The sequence below is a fragment of the Streptomyces sp. NPDC104202 genome (genome assembly GCF_055584185.1).
On sequence record NZ_JBVJMN010000059.1, the window covers coordinates 24,174 to 46,211 of the forward strand.

The 22,038-nt window shown below is 73.3% G+C and carries 24 protein-coding genes; 13 read left to right on the forward strand and 11 right to left on the reverse strand.

Annotated elements, in window-relative coordinates:
* Positions 1 to 61 precede the first annotated feature (61 nt).
* A complete protein-coding gene (locus ACZ60W_RS29710) occupies positions 62 to 958 on the reverse strand; it encodes a DUF3558 domain-containing protein (RefSeq protein ID WP_469758473.1) in 897 nt (298 codons plus the stop codon).
* 174 nt (positions 959 to 1,132) lie between these two features.
* Between ACZ60W_RS29710 and ACZ60W_RS29715 the strand changes: the two genes are divergently transcribed.
* Positions 1,133 to 2,326 (forward strand): RtcB family protein, encoded by a 1,194-nt coding sequence (locus tag ACZ60W_RS29715; RefSeq protein WP_469758474.1) that lies wholly within the window; start codon positions 1,133 to 1,135, stop codon positions 2,324 to 2,326.
* Positions 2,327 to 2,406: 80 nt separating this feature from the next.
* On the opposite strand, the gene ACZ60W_RS29720 is transcribed toward ACZ60W_RS29715, so the two are convergent.
* Positions 2,407 to 3,171, reverse strand: a complete 765-nt coding sequence (locus ACZ60W_RS29720; protein ID WP_469758475.1) for an SDR family NAD(P)-dependent oxidoreductase — start codon at positions 3,169 to 3,171, stop codon at positions 2,407 to 2,409.
* Between the two features lie 163 nt (positions 3,172 to 3,334).
* Here ACZ60W_RS29720 and ACZ60W_RS29725 point away from each other — a divergent pair, with 163 nt between their 5' ends.
* Positions 3,335 to 3,817, forward strand: coding sequence for a hypothetical protein (locus ACZ60W_RS29725; protein ID WP_469758476.1), 483 nt, complete (start codon positions 3,335 to 3,337; stop codon positions 3,815 to 3,817).
* Positions 3,818 to 3,834: 17 nt separating this feature from the next.
* Here the strand turns inward: ACZ60W_RS29725 and ACZ60W_RS29730 are convergent, their stop codons facing one another.
* Entirely contained in the window at positions 3,835 to 5,250 is a 1,416-nt protein-coding gene (locus ACZ60W_RS29730; RefSeq protein WP_469758477.1) for an FAD-dependent monooxygenase, read from the reverse strand.
* Positions 5,251 to 5,365: 115 nt separating this feature from the next.
* Between ACZ60W_RS29730 and ACZ60W_RS29735 the strand changes: the two genes are divergently transcribed.
* Both ACZ60W_RS29735 and ACZ60W_RS29740 read left to right on the forward strand, forming a co-directional pair.
* A complete protein-coding gene (locus ACZ60W_RS29735) occupies positions 5,366 to 5,926 on the forward strand; it encodes a TetR/AcrR family transcriptional regulator (protein WP_469758478.1) in 561 nt (186 codons plus the stop codon).
* A gap of 31 nt (positions 5,927 to 5,957) precedes the next feature.
* On the forward strand, positions 5,958 to 6,443 hold the full coding sequence (locus ACZ60W_RS29740; RefSeq protein ID WP_469758479.1) for a MarR family winged helix-turn-helix transcriptional regulator: 486 nt from the start codon (positions 5,958 to 5,960) through the stop codon (positions 6,441 to 6,443).
* Positions 6,444 to 6,497: 54 nt separating this feature from the next.
* Here ACZ60W_RS29740 and ACZ60W_RS29745 read toward each other — a convergent pair whose 3' ends face one another.
* Positions 6,498 to 7,235, reverse strand: a complete 738-nt coding sequence (locus ACZ60W_RS29745) for a Mut7-C RNAse domain-containing protein (RefSeq protein ID WP_469758480.1) — start codon at positions 7,233 to 7,235, stop codon at positions 6,498 to 6,500.
* A 79-nt stretch (positions 7,236 to 7,314) separates the two neighbouring features.
* Positions 7,315 to 8,166 (reverse strand): NAD(P)H-binding protein, encoded by an 852-nt coding sequence (locus ACZ60W_RS29750; RefSeq protein ID WP_469758481.1) that lies wholly within the window; start codon positions 8,164 to 8,166, stop codon positions 7,315 to 7,317.
* A gap of 126 nt (positions 8,167 to 8,292) precedes the next feature.
* Between ACZ60W_RS29750 and ACZ60W_RS29755 the strand changes: the two genes are divergently transcribed.
* Positions 8,293 to 8,742 (forward strand): GNAT family N-acetyltransferase, encoded by a 450-nt coding sequence (locus ACZ60W_RS29755; protein WP_469758482.1) that lies wholly within the window; start codon positions 8,293 to 8,295, stop codon positions 8,740 to 8,742.
* A gap of 46 nt (positions 8,743 to 8,788) precedes the next feature.
* On the opposite strand, the gene ACZ60W_RS29760 is transcribed toward ACZ60W_RS29755, so the two are convergent.
* Positions 8,789 to 9,319, reverse strand: a complete 531-nt coding sequence (locus ACZ60W_RS29760) for a GNAT family N-acetyltransferase (RefSeq protein WP_469758483.1) — start codon at positions 9,317 to 9,319, stop codon at positions 8,789 to 8,791.
* 14 nt (positions 9,320 to 9,333) lie between these two features.
* Positions 9,334 to 10,230 carry a DUF6597 domain-containing transcriptional factor gene (locus tag ACZ60W_RS29765; protein ID WP_469758484.1) on the reverse strand — a complete coding sequence of 299 codons (897 nt, stop codon included), beginning with the start codon at positions 10,228 to 10,230 and terminating at the stop codon, positions 9,334 to 9,336.
* A 104-nt stretch (positions 10,231 to 10,334) separates the two neighbouring features.
* Between ACZ60W_RS29765 and ACZ60W_RS29770 the strand changes: the two genes are divergently transcribed.
* Positions 10,335 to 10,916 carry a TIGR03086 family metal-binding protein gene (locus tag ACZ60W_RS29770; protein ID WP_469758485.1) on the forward strand — a complete coding sequence of 194 codons (582 nt, stop codon included), beginning with the start codon at positions 10,335 to 10,337 and terminating at the stop codon, positions 10,914 to 10,916.
* A gap of 18 nt (positions 10,917 to 10,934) precedes the next feature.
* Here the strand turns inward: ACZ60W_RS29770 and ACZ60W_RS29775 are convergent, their stop codons facing one another.
* Complete coding sequence (locus ACZ60W_RS29775; RefSeq protein ID WP_469758486.1) at positions 10,935 to 11,183, reverse strand: hypothetical protein; 249 nt, start codon at positions 11,181 to 11,183, stop codon at positions 10,935 to 10,937.
* 271 nt (positions 11,184 to 11,454) lie between these two features.
* Here ACZ60W_RS29775 and ACZ60W_RS29780 point away from each other — a divergent pair, with 271 nt between their 5' ends.
* Positions 11,455 to 12,282: an ABC transporter substrate-binding protein gene (locus tag ACZ60W_RS29780; RefSeq protein ID WP_469758487.1), complete on the forward strand. Its 828-nt coding sequence runs from the start codon at positions 11,455 to 11,457 to the stop codon at positions 12,280 to 12,282.
* 17 nt (positions 12,283 to 12,299) lie between these two features.
* Here ACZ60W_RS29780 and ACZ60W_RS29785 read toward each other — a convergent pair whose 3' ends face one another.
* The gene (locus tag ACZ60W_RS29785; RefSeq protein ID WP_469758503.1) at positions 12,300 to 12,716 is read right to left on the reverse strand and encodes a MerR family transcriptional regulator; all 417 of its coding nucleotides are present in this window, start codon (positions 12,714 to 12,716) and stop codon (positions 12,300 to 12,302) included.
* A 97-nt stretch (positions 12,717 to 12,813) separates the two neighbouring features.
* Between ACZ60W_RS29785 and ACZ60W_RS29790 the strand changes: the two genes are divergently transcribed.
* Positions 12,814 to 14,823, forward strand: coding sequence for an APC family permease (locus ACZ60W_RS29790; RefSeq protein ID WP_469758488.1), 2,010 nt, complete (start codon positions 12,814 to 12,816; stop codon positions 14,821 to 14,823).
* 56 nt (positions 14,824 to 14,879) lie between these two features.
* Here ACZ60W_RS29790 and ACZ60W_RS29795 read toward each other — a convergent pair whose 3' ends face one another.
* On the reverse strand, positions 14,880 to 16,046 hold the full coding sequence (locus ACZ60W_RS29795; protein ID WP_469758489.1) for an alpha-hydroxy-acid oxidizing protein: 1,167 nt from the start codon (positions 16,044 to 16,046) through the stop codon (positions 14,880 to 14,882).
* A 166-nt stretch (positions 16,047 to 16,212) separates the two neighbouring features.
* Positions 16,213 to 16,815 (reverse strand): hypothetical protein, encoded by a 603-nt coding sequence (locus ACZ60W_RS29800; RefSeq protein WP_366308786.1) that lies wholly within the window; start codon positions 16,813 to 16,815, stop codon positions 16,213 to 16,215.
* 230 nt (positions 16,816 to 17,045) lie between these two features.
* Here ACZ60W_RS29800 and hemL point away from each other — a divergent pair, with 230 nt between their 5' ends.
* The 5 genes from hemL (at position 17,046) to ACZ60W_RS29825 (ending at position 22,035) form a co-directional block, all read left to right on the forward strand.
* Positions 17,046 to 18,392: a glutamate-1-semialdehyde 2,1-aminomutase gene (gene hemL, locus ACZ60W_RS29805; RefSeq protein ID WP_469758490.1), complete on the forward strand. Its 1,347-nt coding sequence runs from the start codon at positions 17,046 to 17,048 to the stop codon at positions 18,390 to 18,392.
* Entirely contained in the window at positions 18,389 to 19,093 is a 705-nt protein-coding gene (locus ACZ60W_RS29810; RefSeq protein ID WP_469758491.1) for a histidine phosphatase family protein, read from the forward strand. Before hemL ends, ACZ60W_RS29810 begins: the two co-directional genes overlap by 4 nt.
* Before the next feature lie 269 nt (positions 19,094 to 19,362).
* Positions 19,363 to 20,613 (forward strand): polysaccharide deacetylase family protein, encoded by a 1,251-nt coding sequence (locus ACZ60W_RS29815; RefSeq protein WP_469758504.1) that lies wholly within the window; start codon positions 19,363 to 19,365, stop codon positions 20,611 to 20,613.
* A 77-nt stretch (positions 20,614 to 20,690) separates the two neighbouring features.
* Entirely contained in the window at positions 20,691 to 21,293 is a 603-nt protein-coding gene (locus ACZ60W_RS29820; RefSeq protein WP_469758492.1) for a TlpA family protein disulfide reductase, read from the forward strand.
* 4 nt (positions 21,294 to 21,297) lie between these two features.
* Positions 21,298 to 22,035: a cytochrome c biogenesis CcdA family protein gene (locus ACZ60W_RS29825; protein ID WP_469758493.1), complete on the forward strand. Its 738-nt coding sequence runs from the start codon at positions 21,298 to 21,300 to the stop codon at positions 22,033 to 22,035.
* The last annotated feature ends 3 nt before the right edge of the window (positions 22,036 to 22,038 follow it).

Below are 22,038 nucleotides of genomic sequence, written 5' to 3' on the forward strand. Positions count from 1 at the left end.
GGTCACGGGTACGCCGACACGTTACGTGGTCGCCGTCCGCTCACGGAGCGGATGCGGACGGCTACTCCTCCAGCCGGTCGGCGAGCAGCCGGGCCAGATTCCGGGCCTTTTCCTGCAGTTCCTTGCTGTCGGGGGCCTCGACGGAACCCGTCGCCTGCTCCCGGTAGGACACCGTCACGATGACGTTCGATGTGCGGAACACCACGCTGACGGACCGCTGGTGGACGTTCGCGCCGACCTTGCCGAGGACGTCGTCGAGGAACGCGATGTCGCCGAGACCGTCGAGCAGGCGCGGTTCGAGCCCCGTGGAGGCCGGGTCCGGGGAGCCCGTCGGGGTCGGGACGGCCTTGGTCGCCGACGGCTTTCCGGCCGGGTTCTTGCCCTGTGCCGAGAAGGGGGTCCCCACCTGGCTCGTCGTCGCGGGCGGCGTCGTCGCGGTGGCGGTGGTCGTGGGCGTGGGCGGAGGGGTGGGCGCCAGTGGGATGCCCGCGCCGAGCTGCTTGCCGGTGAACACCTCCTGCGCGCGGTCGGCGTCGCTCACCGTGGTGTCGTAGGAGACGACCCGCTCGATGTCGAGGGTGAGCTGGTGGGAGGTGTCGGGGCCGTCGGCCCGCCAGGTGCAGCCCACGCGCCGGTCGGTGTCGTACGTGACGGCGGCCGACCCCCGGTACGCCTTGGCGCGCTCGGCGTCGGGCAGCGCGGCCGCGCCGGGGAGCAGGTCCTTGAGGGTGGCCTGCGGGATCGCGCCGCACGGCTCGAACAGGGTGCGGTAGCGGCCGGGCGGCGCGACGGGGACCGCGGGGCCCGCCTTCGCGTCGACGGCGACGTCGTCGGCCGGAGCGCCGGCGGAACAGCCGGTCAGCCCGAGTCCGAGGCCCAGCCCCAGGACGCTGGTGAGGACGACGGCGGTACGAGCCGTGGGCCTGGTGCGGCCGGGGGCGTACCTCTTTCGCTGCACGGTCCCAGGCTCCCTTCTCCCGAAGTCTTTCCCGAAAACTGTTTGCCGCGCGAACCCGGCCGATGGACACAATGTCTATCGCACACGCAGCCGTTGATGCCGGTCCGCTGTCACCTGTACGGGCTTTGGTTCCGGTTTTTGCGTTATCAGACTTTTCGGGGGAATCGAGGAAGTATGTCGTACGTAGAGGTACCCGGCGCGAAGGTGCCGATCCGGATGTGGGCCGATCCCTCCACCGTCGAGGGCGGCGCCATGCGGCAGCTGCAGAACGTGGCGACGCTGCCGTGGATCAAGGGCCTCGCCGTCATGCCCGACGTCCACTACGGCAAGGGCGCCACGGTCGGTTCCGTGATCGCCATGCAGGACGCGGTCTGCCCCGCCGCCGTCGGCGTCGACATCGGCTGCGGCATGTCCGCGGTCAAGACCTCCCTCACCGAGAACGACCTGCCCGGCGATCTCTCGCGCCTCCGCTCCAAGATCGAGCAGGCGATCCCGGTGGGCCGGGGGATGCATCGCTCGGAGGTGGATCCGGGCCGGCTCTTCCAGTTCCCGACGGCGGGGTGGGACGACTTCTGGTCGCGGTTCGACGGGGTGGCGGACGCGGTGAAGTTCCGCCGGGAGCGGGCCGCGCTGCAGATGGGGACGCTGGGCGCCGGGAACCATTTCGTGGAGTTCTGTGTGGACACGGAGGGCTCGGTGTGGCTGATGCTGCACTCCGGGTCCCGGAACATCGGCAAGGAGCTCGCCGAGCACCACATCGGGGTGGCGCAGAAGCTGCCGCACAACCAGGGCCTCGTCGACCGCGACCTGGCGGTCTTCGTCGCGGACACCCCGCAGATGGCGGCCTACCGGCACGACCTGTTCTGGGCGCAGGAGTACGCGAAGTACAACCGCGCGATCATGATGGCGCTCTTCCAGGAGGTCGTCCGCCGGGAGTTCCGCAAGGCGCGGGTGACCTTCGACCCGGTCATCTCCTGCCACCACAACTACGTGGCGGAGGAGCGGTACGAGGGCATGGACATGCTGGTCACGCGGAAGGGTGCGATCCGGGCCGGCTCCGGGGAGTTCGGGATCATCCCGGGCTCGATGGGCACGGGCTCGTACATCGTGAAGGGCCTGGGCAACGCGGCGTCCTTCAACTCCGCCTCGCACGGCGCGGGCCGGAAGATGAGCCGGAGCGAGGCCAAGCGGCGCTTCTCGACGCGGGATCTGGAGGAGCAGACGCGGGGCGTGGAGTGCCGCAAGGACTCCGGTGTCGTGGACGAGATCCCCGGCGCCTACAAGCCGATCGAGAAGGTGATCGACCAGCAGCGGGACCTGGTGGAGGTCGTCGCGAAGCTGAAGCAGGTCATCTGTGTGAAGGGCTGACCCGTAGGGGGACGGGGTCGTTCCCGGGCGGTGCGGGAAGGGGTCGGCGCGGGGGACGCGCCGGCCCCTTCCGTCGTTCGCTAGAGCTCGCGGTGGACCTTGGTGTTGGAGGCCTGGGCGCGGGGGCGGACGACGAGGAGGTCGATGTTGACGTGCGGGGGGCGGGTGCAGGCCCAGGTGATGGTGTCGGCGACGTCGTCGGCGGTGAGGGGGGACTCGACGCCGGCGTAGACCTTGGCGGCCTTGTCGGTGTCGCCGCGGAAGCGGGTGGTGGCGAACTCGTCGGTCTTGACCATGCCGGGGGCGATCTCGATGACGCGGACGGGGGTGCCGACGATCTCCAGGCGGAGGGTCTCGGCGAGGACGCGGGCGCCGTTCTTGGCGGCGACGTAGCCCGCGCCGCCCTCGTAGGTGGAGTGGCCGGCGGTGGAGGAGAGGACGACGACCGTGCCGTCGCCGCTCGCGGTGAGGGCGGGGAGTAGGGCCTGGGTCATGTGGAGGGTGCCGAGGACGTTGACCTCGTACATCCGGCGCCAGTCCTCGGGGTCGCCGGTGGCGACGGGGTCGGCGCCGAGGGCGCCGCCGGCGTTGTTCACGAGGACGGCGAGGGTGCGGAAGGCGGTGGCGAACTCGTCGACGGCGGCGCGGTCGGTGACGTCGAGGGCGTAGGCCGCGGCCTGGTGGCCGGCGGCGTTGATCTCGGCGGCCAGGGCCTCGATGCGGTCCTTGCGCCGGGCGGTGAGGACCACGCGGTAGCCGGCGGCGGCGAGCTGCCTGGCCGTGGCGGCGCCGATTCCGCTGCTCGCTCCGGTGATGACGGCGATGGGGGTACCGGGGCCGGTCATGACGTGCTCCTCGCGCAGGTGGTCGATTACGTCGATCGCCCGGTCAGGATAGGTGGGGGCGGGGTGCGGCGGCTTCGCGGGGCGGGGCGGCCGGGGATGGCGCCGGGACACGCGGACTGATGGCTTGTCACCATATGTGATGGTCCGTCGGTATTTTATGGCTATGCGTGGATTGCGGATGGGTGTGCTCGGGGCCGTTCTCGCGGCCGTGGTAGTGACGGGCGTGGGCGGGAGCGCCGGCGCGGTGGGGCCGGTGGCCGGGCCCGAGGCGGATCTGTCCCATCACGGTCACGTCTCCCTCTGGGACGGGCGGGTCGGGGTCTGGCTGGTGAGCGAGAACCACGGGCCCTCGGACCTGTCGCAGGCGACGGTCCGGCTGGCCTTCTCCGAGCCGATGGCGGGTGGCCAGGAGCTGCCGCCGGCCTGCCTGTGGAGCAGTGACCGGGTCGTGTCGTGCCGGACCGGGGAGCTGCGGGCGGAGGGCGGCTTCGGGGAGCTGGCGCTCGATCTGCGGACGGCGGGCCTGCCGGACGAGATGACGGTGGACGTCACGACGGCGTGGCGGGACGGGGTGGCCGACCGGAACCCGAGGAACGACCGCCACCGGGTCCTGGTGCTCGCCACGGGGGACCCGTACGTCTTCTGAGGTGAGGAGGCGGGCGGTCAGCGGTCGGCCCGGAAGACGTATCCGTCGGGGCGGACGAGGACCGTGGCGCGCCGGGCCGGGTCGGTCCAGGTGGCGTGGACGAGGTGCTCCGGGGCGACGGGGGCGGTCGCCGGGAGCACCGGAGGCGCGCCGGCCGGGGTGATGAGGACGAAGGCGCCGGCGCGGAGCAGTTCGTAGAGTCGTCCCTCCCGGAGGCGGACGTCGGGCGCGCGGCGGCCCGAGGGCCGGCGGGCGCCCGGCTGCGGCGCGTACGCGATGCCGATGCCGCTGATCATGCTCATGGCCCGGAGGCCGGCGGGCCGGACGGCGCCGACGAGGCCGGCGGCGAGGGAGCGGGCCGCCCGGGTGAGCGGGGTGTGGGCCATGGCGAGGCGCACGATGGCGCCGCTGCTGCGCAGGACCGCGGCGCCGACCGGGTGGCGCTCGGACTGGTAGCTGTCGAGGAGGGCCTCGGGGTCGGGTGCCTCGCCGCGGAGGGCGGCGACCAGCTTCCAGGAGAGGTTGGCGGCGTCCTGGAGGCCGGTGTTCATGCCCTGGCCGCCGGCGGGGGAGTGGACGTGGGCGGCGTCCCCGGCGAGGAAGACCCGGCCCACCCGGTAGGCGGGGGCCTGGCGCTCGTCGCTGTGGAAGCGGGAGATCCAGCGGGCGTCGTGCATGCCGAGGTCGGTGCCGAGGGCGGTGCGGGCGATCCCGCGGAGCTCGTCGAGGTCGACGGGCTCGCTGTCGGGGACCTGACGGGTGCGGTCCCAGCCCATGGCCCGGTACCAGCCGTCGCCGAAGGGGGCGAGGAACACGAAGGCGCTCCCGGAGCCGCTGACGGTGAAGGACTCGGCGGGCTCCTCGGCGAGGCGGACGTCGGCGAGGACGATGGAGCGGATGGCCGCGCGGCCCGGGAAGGGCAGGCCGAGGGCGGTGCGGACGGCGCTGCGGACGCCGTCGGCGCCGACGAGGTGGCGGGCGCGGAGGGTGAGGGGGCCGTCGGGGCCGGTGAGGTCGGCCGTGACGGTCTCGGCGTCCTGGCGCAGTCCGCGCAGTTCGGTGTCGTGGCGGAAGGTGACGCCGGCGGCGGTGGCCCGTCGCTCCAGGAGGCGCTCCACCTCGTACTGCGGGGTGACGAGCAGGTGGTTGAAGCGGGTGGGCAGCCGGGTCAGGTCGAGGTCGAGGCGGCCGAAGAGGCGGGCGTGGGCGAGGGTCGTGCCGGTGGCGAGGAGGTCGTCCGCGAGGCCGCGGGCGTCGAGCTGCTCCAGGGTGCGGGCGTGGACGCCGAAGGCCCGGGTCAGGTTGCCGAGGCCGTGCGCGCGGCGCTCGACGAGGGTGACGCGGATGCCGGCGGCGGCGAGGTCGCCGGCGAGGAGCAGGCCGGTGGGGCCCGCGCCGATGACGAGTACGTCCGTGTCCGTGGTGGTGCTCATGGCGTCCTCCAGGGTGCCCACGTCCGTTGGCCAACGGTTGTTTGCCAACGCTCGTTGACCACGGTAGGGGCGGCTCGGATGACATGTCAACACCTGTTGGCCTACAGTCGTTGGTATGACGACCGTCCGCCGCTCCGACGCCACCCGGGCCGCCATCCTGGAGGCCGCCCGCGAGCGCTTCGCCTCCGACGGGTACGAGCGCGCCACCATCCGGGCGATCGCCCGCGACGCCGGGATCGACCCGTCGATGGTCATGCGCTACTACGGCAACAAGGAGGGGCTGTTCGCGGCCGCCTCCGAGATCGAGCTCGACCTGCCCGAGCTGGGGCTGCTGCCGGCGCGCCACATCGGGGCGGTCCTGGTCACCCATTTCCTGGAGCGCTGGGAGCGGGACGACGTCCTGACCGGGATGCTGCGGGTGGGGGTCACCAACGAGGCCGGGGCGGCCCGGATGCAGGCGGTCTTCGCCCGGCAGCTCGGCCCCGTCACGCGCGGCGTGTGCCCCGACCCGGAGGACGCCCCGCGCCGGGCGGCGCTCGTCGCCTCCCAGATCCTGGGGATGGCGCTCACCCGCTACGTGCTGCGGCTGCCGCCGGCCGTCGAGATGTCCACCGACGAGATCGTCGCCTGGCTGGGCCCGACCGTGCAGCGCTACCTGACGGCCGAGGGCCCCTGAGCCGGCGGCCCCCGGACCGTACAATCCCTGCATGACGCAGAAGAGTTCCGTGCGGCGCGAGGCCCTGATGACCGAGCTGTACGGGGAGGCGCGGCGCTACATGGCCGCCTACGCCCTGTTCAACCAGGCCGTCGCCGACCACCTCGGGCTCCATCCGACCGACGTGCAGTGCCTGAACCTGCTCAGCCTGGAGGAGGGCCCGGTGACCACCGGGCGGATCGCCGAGCTGACTGGGCTCACCACCGGTTCGGCGACCCGGCTCGTCGACCGCCTGGAGCGCGCCGGCTACGTCACGCGCGCGCGTGACACCGAGGACCGGCGGCGGGTGCTGGTGTCCCTCGTGCCCGCCCGGACGGCGGAGCTCGGCGCCCTGTGGCGGAAGCTGAACCGCACCTGGGGCACCATGTTCGACGTCTACAGCGACGCCGAACTCGGCCTGCTCATCGCCCACATGCGGCGCACCGTCGAGGTGAGCGCCACGCAGATCGAGCGGCTGCGTGGCGGCGACCTCGACTGACGGCCCCGGCGGAGGCGGCCGGGACGGACGGCTCGGTCCTCGGCGCGAGGCCCCCTAGACGGCCGTCGCGTCGCCGAACTCGCGGACCGCGTCGGAGACGATCGCCTCCAGGCGGGCGTGGTGGGCGCCGCGCCAGTAGACCCGGCCGCAGGCCGTGCACTCGGCGAACACGTCGTAGGTCTTCTCGGTGCCGTGCTCGAGGCGCTCGCGGACCGTGTCCTTGTCGGCCCCGGTCAGCTCGCCGTTGCACGCGGTGCAGCGGGTCCAGGGCGCGAGCGGGGGAGCGAACCGCTCCAGGACGTCGCGGAGCTGGTCGTCCGGACGGTCGCTGTAGACGTAGGCGCCCGCCCAGAGTTCGCGGCGGCGCAGCAGGCCGCGGTCGCGCGAGAGCATGACCCGCCGCTCGCGCGCCGAGAGCGTGGCGAGCGCGGGGTCGCCGATGTCCTCGCTCTCGTACGCCGCGTCCACGCCGAGCAGCCGCAGCCGCCGGGCCAGCGTGCCGAGGTGGACGTCGAGCAGGAACCGCAGCGGGGCGCCGGGGACCGGCTGCGGGCGGTCGACGCCCTCGACCTCGACCGTGTCGCCCGGGCCCGGGACGTACGAGGTGTCGACCGGCCGGCCGTCGACCAGGAGGCGTCCGGCCTCGGTGAGCGGCACCCCCAGGGACTCCACGACGTGGCCGAGCGAGGAGCTGCCGTCGGTGGTCACCGCGGTGCGGCCCGAGCGCCGCTCCGAGGGGACGAACACCCGCAGGCCGGGGGCGAAGCTGATCTGGATCTCCGGTCCGTTCACGGGGGCAGGATCGCACCGCGGCGACGGCGGCGGCCAGGCAATTCACGGCGGCGGCGCGCGGGGGCCGTGTCGGGTCCGGTCAGGGGCGGAACGCCTCGGCGTGGTCGGCGACCCACGCGGCGAAGGGCCGGGCCGGGTGCCCGGTCAGCTCCTCGACCGTACGGGTCAGGGGCACCGGCCGGCCGTCGTGCGCGGCCCAGTAGGAGAGCAGGGCGTCCGCGAACGCCGCGGGCAGGAAGTCCGCGACCGACTCCTTCCACCGCTCCGGGGTGACGACGGTGTGGGGCGCGGGCCGGCCGGTCACCTCGGCGACGACCGCCAGCTGCTCGGCGAAGGTCAGCGACTCCGGGCCGGTCAGCACGTAGGAGGAGCCGCGCAGCCCGGGCCGGGTGAGTACGGCGAGGGCGGCCTCGGCGACATCGCGCTCGTGGATCGGGTCGCCGTGCGTCCGGGGGTGCGGCAGGGCCGGTCCCCGGCCCTCCCGCAGTGCCGGGGCCCACAGCAGGGTGTTGCCGGCGAAGGCGCCGGGCCTCAGGTGGGTGGTCTCGAAGGCGCCGGCGGCCGCGGCGGCGGTGAGGGCGCGTTCGGCCGCGAGGCGGGAGGCGGCGATCGGGTTCCCGGCGGCGTCCGGGGCGAGGACGGCGCTGGAGGAGAGCAGGACGACGTGCCCGACGCCGGCGGCGCGGGCCCGGTCGGCGAAGGCCGCGGCGTGCGCGGGCTCGGCGTAGAGGAAGACGGCGTCGACGCCGCTCAGGGCGGCGTCGAAGGTGGCCGGGTCGGCGAGGTCGCAGCGCACGGTGCCGACGCCGCGGGGTGGGGAGAGTCCGGCGGGGTCCCTGGAGGCGGCCCTGGCCTCGACGCCCGCGGCGTCGAGCAGGCCGAGGAGGGCGGAGGCGACGCGGCCGCGGCCGCCGGTGACGAGAACGGTCATGGGGTGTCCTTCCGAAGGGAGGCGGAGCCGTGTGGCTGCGGTGCGCATCCTCTGCGTGATGCAGACAAATATCCGCGAGAGTGCCACTCCCGTCAACCCCGGGACGGCCTGGGGTACCGTCCCGCCATGAAGATCACCGACCTCGAACCCGGCGACCCGCGGCTGGAGAGCGACCTCCTCCCCGTCCTCTCGGAACTGCGCCCGCACCTCACCCCGGAGCTCTTCCGCGAGGTGTACGAGGCCGGGCACCCCCAGGGGCTGCGGTTCAGCGCCGCCTACGCCGACGAAGGCCGCTGCGTCGGCGCGGCCGGCTGGCGGATCGTGAACAACACCAGCTCTCTGCGCAAGCTCTACGTCGACGACCTGGTGACCGCCGCCGCCGAGCGCTCGACCGGCGTCGGCCACGCGCTCGTCGCCCACCTGGAGACCCACGCCCGCGCGGCCGGCTGCCACGAGCTGAACCTGGACTCCGGCACCCACCGCACCGGAGCCCACCGCTTCTACCTGCGGGAGCGCTTCGACATCGTGGCCTTCCACTTCACCCGGCCGCTGGGCACGCCGGACGACGCCTCCTAGGGCCTGTCGTCAAAATCCCCTCTGCCCCGCGACGCCTGGCACGGCCCTAGAGGGCCGCGTCCCCCAGATCGAGCCGCCAGTCGTTGCAGCGCATCGGCCGCCCCGGCGGGTACTCGAAACCGCGCTCGCCGCGCAGCTCGAACCCCGCCTTGCGGCAGACCGCGTTCGACGCGGCGTTGTCCGTCGAGGGGAACGCGTGCAGCCGGGTCCGCCCGCCCGCCTCGCGGGCCCGGCGCGCCACCGCGCGCGTGGCGGAGGTCGCCACGCCGCGGCCCTGGAAGCCCGGCAGCACGGCCCACCCGGTCTCGTACACCGGCTCGCCGTCCCAGGTCTGCGCCCAGTAGCCGATGCTGCCGGCCACGACCTGTTCGGGCAGCAGCACGATCCGGAACATCCGCCCCGCGCCCGGGTCGCCGGAACTCATCTCCACGTACCGGCGGTGGCGCCGGACGAGCTGCTCCTCGGTCTCGGGGCCGCCGAGGTGGTGCATCGCCTCCGGCGCGTTGAGGGCGCGCAGCAGGGCGGCGTCCTCCTCGGACCAGGGCTCCAGGCGTACGCGTGCGGTGTCGTCGTCCATCTCCGCACGGTAGGTCACGGCACCGACACTCCGCGGGCGTACGCCGTCGGCGGCACCCCGATCGTCGCCGTGAAGTCCCGTACGAGATGGGCCTGGTCGCTGTAGCCCAGCTCGGCCGCCAGGGCGGCCCAGTCCGGGGCGCCCGCCGCCCCCGCCTCCTCGGCCCGCTCCAGGGCCTCGTGGATCCGGTAGCGCAGGATCACCCACTTCGGGCCCACGCCCACGTGCGAGGCGAACAGCCGCTGCAACGAGCGGGCCGAGAGGCCCGAGACGGCGGCCAGCCGCGCCACCGTGCGGACGCCGCGGTCCGCGCGGACCAGCTCCACCAGCTCCATCGCCTGCGCGGCGGCCGGGTCGGGCGCCGGCCCGCGGGCCAGCAGGAAGGCGTCGAGCGCCGCCACGCGCGCGTGGTCCGCGTCCGGGGACAGCACGGCGGACAGCGGGCCGGACGGCGGGTGGGACGGCACGGCGGACGGCGGGCCGGCGTCCGCCGGCTCCTCCGGGAAGACCTCGGCGAGGGGCACGCGGCGGCCCGTCCACTCCGACACCGGCCACGCGGGCGCGAAGGGGCGGAAACCGCCCGGCCGGAACTGGACCCCGCAGACCCGGCCCGTGCCGGCCAGCTTCTGGGTGAAGAGGCCGAGCCCGACCCCGGCGACCTCGGCGGACGCCTCGGCGGCCTCCTCCGGCCCGTCGAGCGGACCGTACCGCTGGAAGACGACGTTCACCGTGGGATGCGGGACGACGTGCGACGCGTACGGCTCCGGAAGCTCCCAGTCGATCAGCCAGTAGTGCTCCAGGAACGGCCGCAGCTCCGGCGCCGGGCTGTGCCGCCGGAAGCGCACACGGGACAGCAGTTCGGCGGGGTCGACGATCCCCCGGGTGTCCCGGCGGGGAGCGGAGGCGGACATCCTCCGATGCTAGGCCGTCCCCGGAGCCGCCCGCCCGGCCCGACGGGACGCTCGTGGCGTGTTTCTTCAAGACCCGGGCGGGCGGGCTCCGTAGCGTCGGTCCCATGACGAACCAGGCCCCGCCCCGCATCGCCGACCTGCTGCGCACCGCCGCCGCCCAGGCCGCGCCCCTGGTCGAGGGCGTCGACGACGCCGCGCTCGGCGCGCCCACGCCCTGCGCCGACTACGACGTGCGCGCCCTCCTGAACCACCTCTTCGCGGTCGTCGTCCACTTCCAGGCCCTCGCCGCCAAGCGGCCGGCCGACTTCTCCGAGACCCCCGACCGGGTGGGGGAGGCCGGCTGGCGCGCCCGCTTCGGCGCGGAGACCGGAAAGCTCGTCGCGGCCTGGGCGGCGCCCGGCGCCGACGAGGGCACCACCGGCGCGATGGGGATGCCCGCCCGGACCGTCGGGTCCATGGTGCTGCTCGACCTGACCGTGCACGCCTGGGACCTGGCGCGCGCCACCGGACGGGCCTTCGAGCCCGACCCGGCCGTGGTGGAGGGGCTCACCGAGGAGGTCGCGCGGATGGCGCCGACGGCCCGGAAGATGAACGTCTTCGGCGAGGCGGTCGAGCTGCCCGGGCGGGCCACCGCCTTCGAGCGCCTCCTCGCGACGACCGGCCGCGACCCGCGCGCCTGGGCCTGAGACCCCGCGCCCGGGCGCTCAGCGCAGGCGGCCGGGCGATCCGGGGGTGAGGCGGGAGACGACCTGGCCGAAGGCGTGCTCCTCGGCCGGGGTGAGGGCCACGGACTCCTGCGGGTGCCAGACGCGCTCCAGCGGGAGGTCCGCCCGGTGACGGCGGTCACGGGAGCGGGCGCGCATGCCCGCGGTCAGCCAGACCACCGTCGAGACGGCGAGCAGGCCGAAGAGCGTGAGGACACGGGGGTCGGACAACGGGCCGGGCAAGGACATGGCTGGCTCCAGGACGTGCGGGCCGCCCGCGCCCGGCGCGCCCCGGCAGGTGGCGCGCGTGCGCGACGGCACTGGTGATGCGTACTGCTTCCTCCCGATCTGTTCAGTTAACACCACCCCGGGGGACTTTCGGCAGGGGGGTCCGGGACCGAAGTCCCGACCCGCCCCCCCCGGGGGCGTCCGGCGGTGGCGGGCAGGCCCTCTTGTGCGGGCCGGGGAACCGTTCCAAGGTGGCGAACAGGGAGATTCCGGCCGGGGAGGGAGCAGCCGCATGTCCGCAGCACAGGCATGGGGATTCACGGACGACAGGGGCGCGGAGCAGGGCGCGGACGGTGTGCCGCGGAGGGTGGTCGCGTACGTGCGGGCCGGTGCGGCCCTCCACGACCTCGGGATCACGCCGGTGGCCGTCTACGGCTCCGGGCACGACGGCGAGGCGCTCGACCCGGCGAAGGCGGGCGGACTCGCGGCCGCCGGGGTGCGCTACGCCGGGCCGGGGCGGGCTCTGGACGAGGGGCTGCTGAGAGAGCTGCGGCCGGACCTGGTCGTGGACGTCACCTACGACGGCAAGAGCCCGTACGCGCTGGACGAGGCGCTGCCCGAGGCGCTCGGGGTGCCCCTGGTCGCGCTGTCCGTCGGCAACGAGCTCACGCTGCCGGCGATCCTGGACCGTTTCGGCGCGCTGGCCGTCTCGCTGGGGGTGGCTGTGCCGGAGGCGGCCGCTCAGGACGAGGCGGAGGCCGCCCTCCGGGAGGCCGCGGCCCGGTCGGACGTCGGGGTGCTGGCCCTCTCGGGCGCCGGTCCCGGCCAGGTGCACCTGGCCCGTCCGTCGGCCTGGCCCGAGCTGGCGCGGCTCGCGGAGCTCGGGGTCCGGCTGCTGGACCCCGGCCCCGGTCCCGGGGCCAACTGGCTCACCGGCGACTGGGACCGCGCCGCCGAGCTCCGGCCCGGCCTGGTGCTCTTCGACAGCCGCGAGCACGCCACGCCGCCGCACGGGGTCCTGCCGGGTGCCCGGCTCGCCCCGTGGAACCCCGAGACGCCGCCGAGCCCCGCCGCGTACGCCCGCTTCTTCCGCGAGCTCGCCGACGCGCTGGCCGGCTGAGGGGCTGGCCGTCCGGGTCAGGACCGGGTGGTCGTGAGGCGGGTGCGCAGCGAGTCGGCGAACTCCTCGGCGCGGGCCAGCTGCGCCCGGAGTTCGGCGACGCGCTCCGCCGCGGCCTGCTCGTACCGGCGCACGCGGGCGGTGAGGGCGGCGCGCTCGTCGGGGTCGAGTTCGCCGGCCGTGCCGGCGCGGTCGGCGGCGAGGAGGTCGACGGCGGTGAGGAGCTCGCGGGTCTCGTCGAGGGTGAAGCCGAGCGGCTTCATGCGGCGGACGACCATCAGCCGGGAGACGTCCGCGTCGGTGTAGAGGGGGAAGCCGCCCGGGGAGGCGGCGGACGGTACGACCAGGCCGCTGTCCTCGTACTGCCGGATGGTCCGCAGGGAGAGTTCGGTCCGTGCGGCGACCTCGCCGATCTGCATGGGTCCGCCGGCCATTCGTACTCCGCTCACGCGTCAGGTCCTTCCTCGTACGGGGCTGCCCCAGGGCGCGGCTTCCGCGCATTACATCCCATTCGTCCTAACTTCATCACTTATGAGAGCTGGAAGTGCGGCGAAACGCCTGCTGGTCGGTCGTCCGTTGGACAGTGGTCGGCTCGGCGAGACGCTGCTGCCGAAGCGGGTCGCCCTGCCGGTCTTCTGCAGCGACCCGCTCTCCTCGGTCGCCTACGCCACCGAGGAGATCCTGCTGATCCTGGCCCTGGGCGGGCTCGCGGTGCTCCACCTGGCCTGGTACGCGGCGGCCGGCATCGTGATCCTGCTGCTCGTCGTCGTCGCCTCCTACCGGCAGACCTGCTACGCCTACCCGGGCGGCGGCGGGGCCTATGTCGTCTCCGCCGAGAACCTCGGGCAGCGGGCGGCGCTCACGGCCGCCTCCGCGCTGCTCATCGACTACGTGATGACCGTCGCGGTCTCCGTCGTCTCCGGGGTCGCCGCCATCACCTCGGCCGTCCCCTCGCTCGACGGCCACGCCGTCGCGCTGTCGGTGTTCTTCGTCGTGGTGCTGGCCTGGATGAACCTGCGCGGGGTGCGCGAGTCGGGCCGCTGGTTCGCCCTCCCCACGTACGCGTTCATCGGCGTCGTCTTCCTGATGTTCGCCGTCGCGGCGGTGCGGATGGCGACGGGGGCGACGATCCGCGCCGAGTCCGCCTCGCTGCCGGTGGAGGAGGTGTCCGTCTACTCGGGGCTCGCGCTCGTCCTGCTCGGTCTGCGGGCCTTCGCCTCCGGCTGCACCGCGCTGACCGGCGTCGAGGCCGTCAGCAACGGCGTGCCCGCCTTCGCCAAGCCCAAGAGCCGCAACGCGGCCATGACGCTCGCGATCATGGGGGTGCTCTCCGCGACCATGTTCTTCGGGATCACCGTGCTCGCCATGGTCTACGAGGTCCACGTCGCCGAGGACCCCACCGAGCTCGGCCTCCCGCCCGGCACTCCGATGTCCACCGCCCTCGCCCAGATCGGCCGGGCCACCTTCGGCGACTGGCACGTCCTGTTCTACGCGCTCCAGGCCGTCACCGCCGGCGTCCTGGTCCTGGCGGCCAACACCGCCTTCAACGGCTTCCCGATGCTCGCCTCGGTCCTCGGCCGCGACCGCTACGCGCCGCGCCAGCTCTTCCACCGCGGCGACCGGCTCGTCTACTCGAACGGCATCGTGCTCCTCGCCCTCGCCGCGATCGTCCTCATCGTCGCCTTCGACGCCCAGCTGACCCGCCTCATCCAGCTCTACATCCTGGGCGTCTTCGTCTCCTTCACCCTGTCCCAGGCCGGCATGGTCGTGCACTGGCGCCGGGAGCTCGCCACCCCCGCGGGCGCCGCCGACCGCCACGGCATCCGGCGCCGGCTCGCGATCAACGCCTTCGGCGCCTGCCTCACGGCGGTCGTCCTCGTCATCGTGCTCCTCACCAAGTTCACCCACGGCGCCTGGATCGTCGTCATCGCGATGCCGGTGCTCTACGCCGGGATGAAGGGGGTGCGGCGGCACTACGAGGCCGTCGCCGCCGAGGTCGCCGTGGGCCCGGGGGAGCGTCCCCACGCCCTCGCCGAGAACCACGTCCTGGTCCTGGTGGCCTCCGTCAACGCGCCGAGCCTGCGGGCGCTGTCGTACGCCAAGACGCTGCGCCCGGCCTCGCTGACGGCGGTCACCGTCGCCGAGGACCCGGCCGAGGCGGAGGTGCTCCGCGCGTCCTGGGAGGCGCACGGGATCGACGTACCGCTGCGGGTGCTCCACTCGCCGTACCGCTCGATCGTCCAGCCCGTGCTGCGGCACGTCCGGGAGGCGCCCGAGCGGAGGGCGGACGCCGTCGTCTCGGTGGTGATCCCCGAGTACGTGGTGGGGCACTGGTGGGAGCAGCCGCTGCACAACCAGAGCGCGCTGCGGCTCAAGAGCCGGCTGCTGTTCATGAAGAACGTCGTGGTCGTCGACGTGCCCTACCGGCTCGCCTCCGCCCGCGAGCTCGCCGCGGCCGCGAAGGCGGCGGCGAACGCACGGGCCGCGGAGCCGGGAGGCGACGGGCCGGCGGCCGGCGGTGACGGCCGCGGCGTGCGGTGAGCCGCTCGGCGTGCGGGCGGCGGGCGGGGCGGGGGGCGAGCCGGGCGGAGTGGGGGTCAGACGCGGACCAGCGCGCCGTCCGCCCGCAGGTCGGCGAGGGCCGGATAGCCGTCCACCGCCATGATCAGGTCGGCCTCGGCGAGCAGCGACCGCAGGACGTGGACCACGCCGTCCTCGCCGCCGGCCGCGAGCCCGTAGGCGTACGGGCGGCCGACGCCCACCGCCGTCGCGCCGAGCGCCAGCGCCTTCACCACGTCCGCGCCGCCGCGCACCCCGGAGTCGAAGAGCACCGGCAGGCCCTCGGCCGCCTCGACGACGCCGGGCAGCGCGTCCAGGGCGGCGAGGCCGCCGTTGGCCTGCCGCCCGCCGTGGTTGGAGCAGTACACGGCGTCCACGCCGCCGTCCCTGGCGCGGCGGACGTCCTCCGGGTGGCAGATCCCCTTGAGGATCAGCGGAAGATCGGTGAGCGAGCGCAGCCACGGCAGGTCGTCCCAGGTCAGCGGGTTCCCGAAGATCTGCGTCCACTCCCGCACCACCGCCCCCGGGTCCTCCTCGGGCGCCTTCGCGAGCCGGGCCCGGAAGACCGGGTCGGAGGTGTAGTTGGCGAGCGCGTGGCCGCGCAGCTGCGGGAAGTTGCCGGTGCTCAGGTCCCGCGGGCGCCACCCGGTGATCCAGGTGTCGAGGGTGACGACGATGCCGCGGAACCCGGCGGCCTCGGCGCGCCGCACGAGGCTCGCGGCCAGCTCGCGGTCGGTCGGCGTGTAGAGCTGGAAGAGGCCGGGCGTCGTGCCGAACGCCCCCGCCACCTCCTCCAGGGGGTCGACGGAGAGCGTCGACGCGACCATCGGCACCCCGGTGCGGGCCGCGGCGCGCGCGGTGGCCAGGTCGCCGTGCCCGTCCTGGGCGCACAGGCCGATCACGCCGACGGGCGCCATGAACAGCGGGGAGGGCAGCGTCAGCCCGAACAGCTCGACGGAGAGGTCACGCCGCGCGGCGCCGACCATCATCCGGGGGACGAGGCCCCAGCGCTCGAACGCCCGGACGTTCGCCCGCTGGGTGTGCTCGTCGCCCGCGCCGCCCGCGACGTAGGACCAGACCGACGGAGGGAGAGCGGCCCGGGCCGTCGTCTCCAGCTCCGCGAACGCCATCGGGTACTTCGGCTGCACGCCGAAGAGGCCCTCGAAGTAGATCTCGTTCTGGTACTCCCCGAACTGCTGGGTCACTGTGCTGCTCCTTCTCGGTCGTGGCACCGGGGACCAGGGTGCCGCCCCGGGGCGGCACGGGCCAGGGAGCGGCCGGCGGGATCGCGCGGGTGCCACCCGCCGGGTCCGGCGGGTGCGGGCCCCGCCGCCGGGTTCGACCGGAGGCGGCGGTGCGGGCCTCGGCGGGTCAGGGCCAGACCAGGCAGTACGGCTGGTGGCCGGCCTCGTGGAGGCGGACGGAGAAGTCCTGCCACTCGTGGAGCAGCTGGTACACGTCGAAGGCGTCGCGCGGTCCGCCGCGGTCGGGGACCGTCGACCAGATGAAGGCGGCGGCCCCGACCGACTCCTCGCCGATGCCGCGCAGCGGGTCGACGACGGTCATGGGCAGCTTCACCACGGCGTAGTCGGGGTGGAGGACGACCAGTTCCAGCGGGGGCACCTTGTTCAGGGGCATGCCCTGGATGCCGGTCAGGACCATGGCCGCTATGGTCTCGGGCTTGATCTTGGTGAACATGCCGCCCATGCCGAGCTCGTCGCCGCCGAGCTCCTCGGGGCGCATCGAGATGGGGACCTGGGCCGCGGTCGCGCTGTTGGGCGCGCCGAAGTACTTGTACGTCACCCCCAAGCTCCGGCTCCCGCCGACAGGGGGCGGTTCCGCCGCGGGTTCCGGGGTCGCCCGGCCCTCCGACCCGGCCGGATCCTCCCGCCGCCGGCGCCGGTGCCTCCCCCGCCGGGCAGACTCCGGACCCAGGTCGTCCGTCCCCTCGCCCGGTCCGCCACCGCGATGCATATCTCCACCCGACTGCTTTTTCTCGGCAACACGACGGTGCCGCGCAACCCGATCATCGTGTCAGTGACCTCCCCCGCGTTCGTACGGTGAAACACCTGTCCGCAAGAACGCCGTGGCCTCTGACACCATGGATTCCGTGAGTCATCCCTATGACGCCCCAGTTTCGCAGACGTAGAAGGCGGGCGCCCCGGCGTCGTACCCAGGATGTCCACGCCGTCCCTCCGTTCCCGATGTCGTGCCCGAAGTCGTTCTCGCAGGTCAGGATCACAGTGCCGTATTCATACGAAGCCCCAGTCTCACAGACGCTTTTCGACCGCGCTTCCCTCGTGACGCCCGGCGGCGTGAACTCACCGGTACGTGCCTTCCGGGCCGTGGGCGGAACGCCCCGGTTCATGGTGTCCGGTTCCGGTCCGTACCTCACCGACGCGGACGGTCGTGAGTACGTCGACCTGGTCTGCTCGTGGGGGCCGATGATTCTCGGCCACGCGCACCCGGAGGTCACCGCCGCGGTGCAGGCCGCCGTCGCCCGCGGCACCTCGTTCGGCACGCCCGGCGAGGGCGAGGTCGCGCTCGGCGAGGAGATCGTCGCGCGGATCGAGCCGGTCGAGCAGGTGCGTCTGGTCTCCTCGGGTACGGAGGCCACGATGTCCGCGATCCGGCTCGCCCGCGGCTTCACCGGGCGCGCCAAGGTCGTCAAGTTCGCGGGCTGCTACCACGGCCACGTGGACGCGCTGCTGGCCGCCGCCGGTTCCGGCGTGGCGACCTTCGGCCTCCCGGACACGCCCGGCGTGACCGGTGCGCAGGCCGGCGACACCATCGTGCTGCCCTACAACGACCTGGCGGCGGTCCGGGAGGCCTTCGCGGCGCACCCGGGCGAGATCGCCTGCGTCATCACGGAGGCCTCGCCCGGCAACATGGGCGTCGTCCCGCCGGCCGAGGGCTTCAACCAGGGTCTGGCGGACCTGTGCCGGGAGAACGGCGCGCTGTACATCTCCGACGAGGTGATGACCGGTTTCCGCACCAGCCGGGCCGGCTGGTACGGCGTCGACGGCGTGAAGCCCGACCTGATGACCTTCGGCAAGGTCATGGGCGGCGGCTTCCCGGCCGCGGCGTTCGGCGGCCGCGCCGACGTGATGGGGCACCTGGCCCCGGCCGGACCGGTCTACCAGGCCGGCACCCTCTCCGGTAACCCGGTGGCGACCGCCGCCGGCCTCGCGCAGCTGCGGCTGCTCGACGAGGCCGCGTACAGGACGGTGGACGCCGTCTCGGCGGAGATCCAGGCCCTGGTCACCGGCGCGCTGACGAAGGAGGGCGTGGCGCACCGGCTGCAGACCGCGTCCAACATGTTCTCGGTGTTCTTCACCGCGGACCGGGTGACGAACTACGACGAGGCCAGGAAGCAGGAGGCGTTCCGCTTCAACGCCTTCTTCCACTCGATGCTGGCCGACGGCGTGTACCTGCCGCCGTCCGCGTTCGAGTCCTGGTTCGTGTCGGCCGCGCACGACGAGCGGGCGGTCGAGCGCATCGCCGCCGCCCTGCCGGCCGCCGCCCGCGCCGCCGCGGAGGCGACGGCATGAGCGACGCCACGAGCCTTCCGACGAGCGACCAGGACATCACCGTCGTCCACCTGATGCGCCACGGCGAGGTGCACAACCCCGACGGCGTCCTCTACGGGCGCCGCGCGGGCTACCACCTGTCCGAGCTGGGCCGTCAGATGGCGGACCGGGTCGCCGAGCACCTGGCCGACCGCGACATCACCCACGTCGTGGCCTCCCCGCTGGAGCGGGCGCAGGAGACGGCGACGCCGGTCGCCAAGGCGCACGGCCTCGACCTGGCCACCGACGAGCGGCTGATCGAGGCGGCGAACGTCTTCGAGGGGAAGACCTTCGGCGTCGGCGACGGGGCGCTGCGCAAGCCGGCGAACTGGAAGCACCTCACCAACCCGTTCCAGCCGTCCTGGGGCGAGCCGTACGTCGAGCAGGTCGTGCGGATGATGGGCGCGCTCGACGCGGCCAAGGACGCGGCCCGGGGCCACGAGGCGGTCTGCGTCAGCCACCAGCTGCCGATCTGGATCGTCCGCAGCTTCGTGGAGAAGCGGCGGCTGTGGCACGACCCGCGGCGGCGCCAGTGCACGCTCGCCTCGCTGACCTCCTTCACCTACCGCGGCGACAAGATCGTCTCGGTCGGGTACAGCGAGCCGGCCCGGGACCTGGTCCCGGCACACCTCCTGGCGGGGGCGAAGCCGGTCAAGGGCGCGTCGAAGGCGTTCGGGGCCTGACGGGTCCTCCCGGAAGGGACGGCGTAGTTCCCGCGGGAAGGCGCCCCGGTTCTCCGGGGCGCCTTTCGCGTGCGTGCGCCGCTCCACTGGACAGCGTGCGGGCGAAGGTCCACAGTTCAGGGCGTTCGATGATGTTCATGTCATCCGAACGTCCTTAAATTTTTGTGCTATTTCCCGGAACCTCCGTGTTCCTCCCTGCATCTCACTCATTGTCGGTTTGGATGACGTTCAGTTCATACGTCAGCGCGAATGGGGATGTCATGCGCGGGATCAGCGGTATCAGTCGAAGGAGGCTGCTCGGGGCGGGTGTCGGGGCTGCGGCGGCCGTCGGCATCGCCGGGTGCGGTACCAACAACCAGGACAAGCCGGGACGTTCCGGACCCGGCAAGGGGGGCGACGTCACGACGGACCCGACCGCGCCCACCCCGAGCAAGGACGACGCCCGGCTCATCGGCGACGGTTCCACCGCCGACACCGGCAAGCAGCCGCACCAGCCCGACACGCCCGTCCCGCTCGAACCGGGCCAGACGCCCCCGCAGTTCGTGATCTTCTCCTGGGACGGCGCCGGAGAGGTCGGCAACGGCCTCTTCCCCCGCTTCCTCGAACTCGCGAAGAACCACGACGCGGCGATGACCTTCTTCCTCTCCGGGATCTACCTCCTGCCCGAGGCGAAGAAGGACCTCTACCGCCCGCCGAACAACCGCGTCGGCGCCTCCGACATCGGCTACCTCACCGACGCCCACATCAAGGACACCCTGAAGTACGTCCGGCAGGCGTGGCTGGACGGCCACGAGATCGGCACCCACTTCAACGGGCACTTCTGCGGCGGCTCCGGATCCGTCGGCAACTGGACCCCGGCCCAGTGGCAGAGCGAGATCGACCAGGCCACCAGGTTCGTCACCGAGTGGAAGACCAACAGCGGCTGGACCGACCTCGACCCGCTGCCCTTCGACTACTCCAAGGAGCTCGTCGGCGGCCGCACCCCCTGCCTCCTCGGCCAGGACAACCTGCTGCCCACCGCCAAGCGGCTCAACTGGCGCTACGACGCCAGCTCGCCCGGCGGCCGGCAGATGTGGCCCGACAAGCGCCAGGGGATCTGGGACCTGCCGCTCCAGGCCGTGCCCTTCCCCGGCCACAGCTTCGAAGTCCTCTCGATGGACTACAACATCCTCGCCAACCAGTCGAACAACACGACGAAGGGGATGCCCTCCCGCTACCCGGGCTGGCGCAAGCAGGCCACCGAGGCGCTCCTCGGCGGCTTCACGCGCGCGTACGAGTCGAACCGCGCCCCCTTCTTCATCGGCAACCACTTCGAGCAGTGGAACGGCGGCATCTACATGGACGCCGTCGAGGACGCGCTCAAGGGGATGGCCGGAAAGAAGGACGTCAGGCTGGTCTCCTTCCGGCAGTTCGTGGACTGGCTCGACGTCCAGGACCCGCTGATCCTGGACAAGCTGCGCTCGCTCGACGTGGGACAGAAGCCCACCGGCGGCTGGAACACCTTCCTCACGGCCGCTTAAGCAGCCTTGACAAGGGGCTTTACGGGCACGTAGGGGGGTGCCCAAGATCCCCCAAACGCCCATGCGAAACTTTTCACATGAGCCTTAGCCGTGCCCCTCGCCGCACCCTGCTCGCCGTCGGAGCGCTGACCGCCGCCCTCACGCTCTCGGCCTGCGGCGACGACAGCGGCAAGTCCGGCGGCGGTGGCAACACCAACTTCGTGACCAACACGGGTGGCATCTCCACCGCCGCCAAGGGCGAGCGCGCGGCCACCGGGAAGCTCGCGGGCGAGACCCTCGACGGCAAGCAGCTCGACGTCGCCGACCTCAAGGGCAAGGTCGTGGTCCTCAACGCCTGGGGCTCCTGGTGCGGCCCCTGCCGCGCCGAGGCCCCCCACTTCGCCAAGGTCGCCCAGGACCTCAAGGGCCAGGGCGTCGAGTTCGTCGGCCTCAACACCCGCGACCCCAACAAGCAGCCCGCCCTCGCCTTCGAGGAGGACTACGGGGTCCCCTACCCCAGCCTCTACGACCCGCAGGGCAAGTTGATCCTCTTCGGTTTCCCCAAGGGCACCCTCAGCCTCCAGGGCATCCCCTCCACCGTCGTCCTCGACAAGGAGGGCAGGATCGCCGCCCGCTCGCTCATGGCACTCGACGAGAAGAAGCTCCGGTCGATGATCGAGCCGCTCCTCAAGGAGAAGTGAGCCCGTGAACGAGACGGTCACCAGCGGAGCCCTGCTGCTCGCCCTCCCCATCGCGGTCCTCGGCGGACTGGTCTCCTTCTTCTCGCCGTGCGTGCTCCCCCTCGTCCCGGGCTACCTCTCGTACGTGACCGGCGTCACGGGCACGGACCTCGCGGAGCGCCGGCGCGGCCGGATGACCACCGGAGCCGTCCTGTTCGTCGCCGGCTTCTCCGCCGTGTTCGTCTCCGGCGGGGCGCTCTTCGGCTACTTCGGCGCGACGCTCCAGGAGTACCGCGAGACGCTCACCACGGTCCTCGGCGTGCTCATGGTCCTCATGGGCGTCTTCTTCATGGGCCTGATGCCCTGGCTCACCCAGCGCGAGTTCCGCTTCCACCGGAAGCCGGCCGCCGGGCTGATCGGCGCCCCGCTGCTCGGCGCGCTCTTCGGCATCGGCTGGACCCCGTGCATCGGCCCGACCCTCGCCTCCGTCCAGGCGCTCGCCTTCCAGGAGGCCAGCGCGGGGCGCGGCGCGATACTCGCCTTCGCGTACTGCGTCGGCCTCGGCGTACCGTTCGTCCTCGCGGCCCTCGCGTTCCGCAAGGCGCTCGGCACGTTCGGCTGGGTCAAGAAGCACTACGCCTGGGTCATGCGGATCGGCGGCGGCATGATGATCGTCACCGGTGTCCTGCTCCTCACGGGCGCGTGGGACAGCATGGTCGCGACGATGCAGGGCTGGTCCAGCGGTTTCACGGTGGGGATCTGAGTT

Excerpts from the sequence above, each read along its gene's own strand:
- ACZ60W_RS29720 (WP_469758475.1), bottom strand. The coding sequence starts at position 3,171 with ATGACCGGCCCCGGTACCCCCATCGCCGTCATCACCGGAGCGAGCAGC.
- ACZ60W_RS29765 (WP_469758484.1), bottom strand. The coding sequence starts at position 10,230 with ATGTCCGCCTCCGCTCCCCGCCGGGACACCCGGGGGATCGTCGACCCC.
- ACZ60W_RS29740 (WP_469758479.1), top strand. The coding sequence starts at position 5,958 with ATGACGCAGAAGAGTTCCGTGCGGCGCGAGGCCCTGATGACCGAGCTG.
- ACZ60W_RS29750 (WP_469758481.1), bottom strand. The coding sequence starts at position 8,166 with ATGACCGTTCTCGTCACCGGCGGCCGCGGCCGCGTCGCCTCCGCCCTC.
- ACZ60W_RS29800 (WP_366308786.1), bottom strand. The coding sequence starts at position 16,815 with ATGCATCGCGGTGGCGGACCGGGCGAGGGGACGGACGACCTGGGTCCG.
- ACZ60W_RS29775 (WP_469758486.1), bottom strand. The coding sequence starts at position 11,183 with ATGTCCTTGCCCGGCCCGTTGTCCGACCCCCGTGTCCTCACGCTCTTC.
- ACZ60W_RS29715 (WP_469758474.1), top strand. The coding sequence starts at position 1,133 with ATGTCGTACGTAGAGGTACCCGGCGCGAAGGTGCCGATCCGGATGTGG.
- hemL (WP_469758490.1), top strand. The coding sequence starts at position 17,046 with ATGTCGTGCCCGAAGTCGTTCTCGCAGGTCAGGATCACAGTGCCGTAT.
- ACZ60W_RS29770 (WP_469758485.1), top strand. The coding sequence starts at position 10,335 with ATGACGAACCAGGCCCCGCCCCGCATCGCCGACCTGCTGCGCACCGCC.
- ACZ60W_RS29730 (WP_469758477.1), bottom strand. The coding sequence starts at position 5,250 with ATGAGCACCACCACGGACACGGACGTACTCGTCATCGGCGCGGGCCCC.
- ACZ60W_RS29820 (WP_469758492.1), top strand. The coding sequence starts at position 20,691 with ATGAGCCTTAGCCGTGCCCCTCGCCGCACCCTGCTCGCCGTCGGAGCG.
- ACZ60W_RS29755 (WP_469758482.1), top strand. The coding sequence starts at position 8,293 with ATGAAGATCACCGACCTCGAACCCGGCGACCCGCGGCTGGAGAGCGAC.
- ACZ60W_RS29735 (WP_469758478.1), top strand. The coding sequence starts at position 5,366 with ATGACGACCGTCCGCCGCTCCGACGCCACCCGGGCCGCCATCCTGGAG.
- ACZ60W_RS29810 (WP_469758491.1), top strand. The coding sequence starts at position 18,389 with ATGAGCGACGCCACGAGCCTTCCGACGAGCGACCAGGACATCACCGTC.
- ACZ60W_RS29725 (WP_469758476.1), top strand. The coding sequence starts at position 3,335 with ATGCGTGGATTGCGGATGGGTGTGCTCGGGGCCGTTCTCGCGGCCGTG.
- ACZ60W_RS29760 (WP_469758483.1), bottom strand. The coding sequence starts at position 9,319 with ATGGACGACGACACCGCACGCGTACGCCTGGAGCCCTGGTCCGAGGAG.
- ACZ60W_RS29790 (WP_469758488.1), top strand. The coding sequence starts at position 12,814 with ATGAGAGCTGGAAGTGCGGCGAAACGCCTGCTGGTCGGTCGTCCGTTG.
- ACZ60W_RS29780 (WP_469758487.1), top strand. The coding sequence starts at position 11,455 with ATGTCCGCAGCACAGGCATGGGGATTCACGGACGACAGGGGCGCGGAG.
- ACZ60W_RS29785 (WP_469758503.1), bottom strand. The coding sequence starts at position 12,716 with ATGGCCGGCGGACCCATGCAGATCGGCGAGGTCGCCGCACGGACCGAA.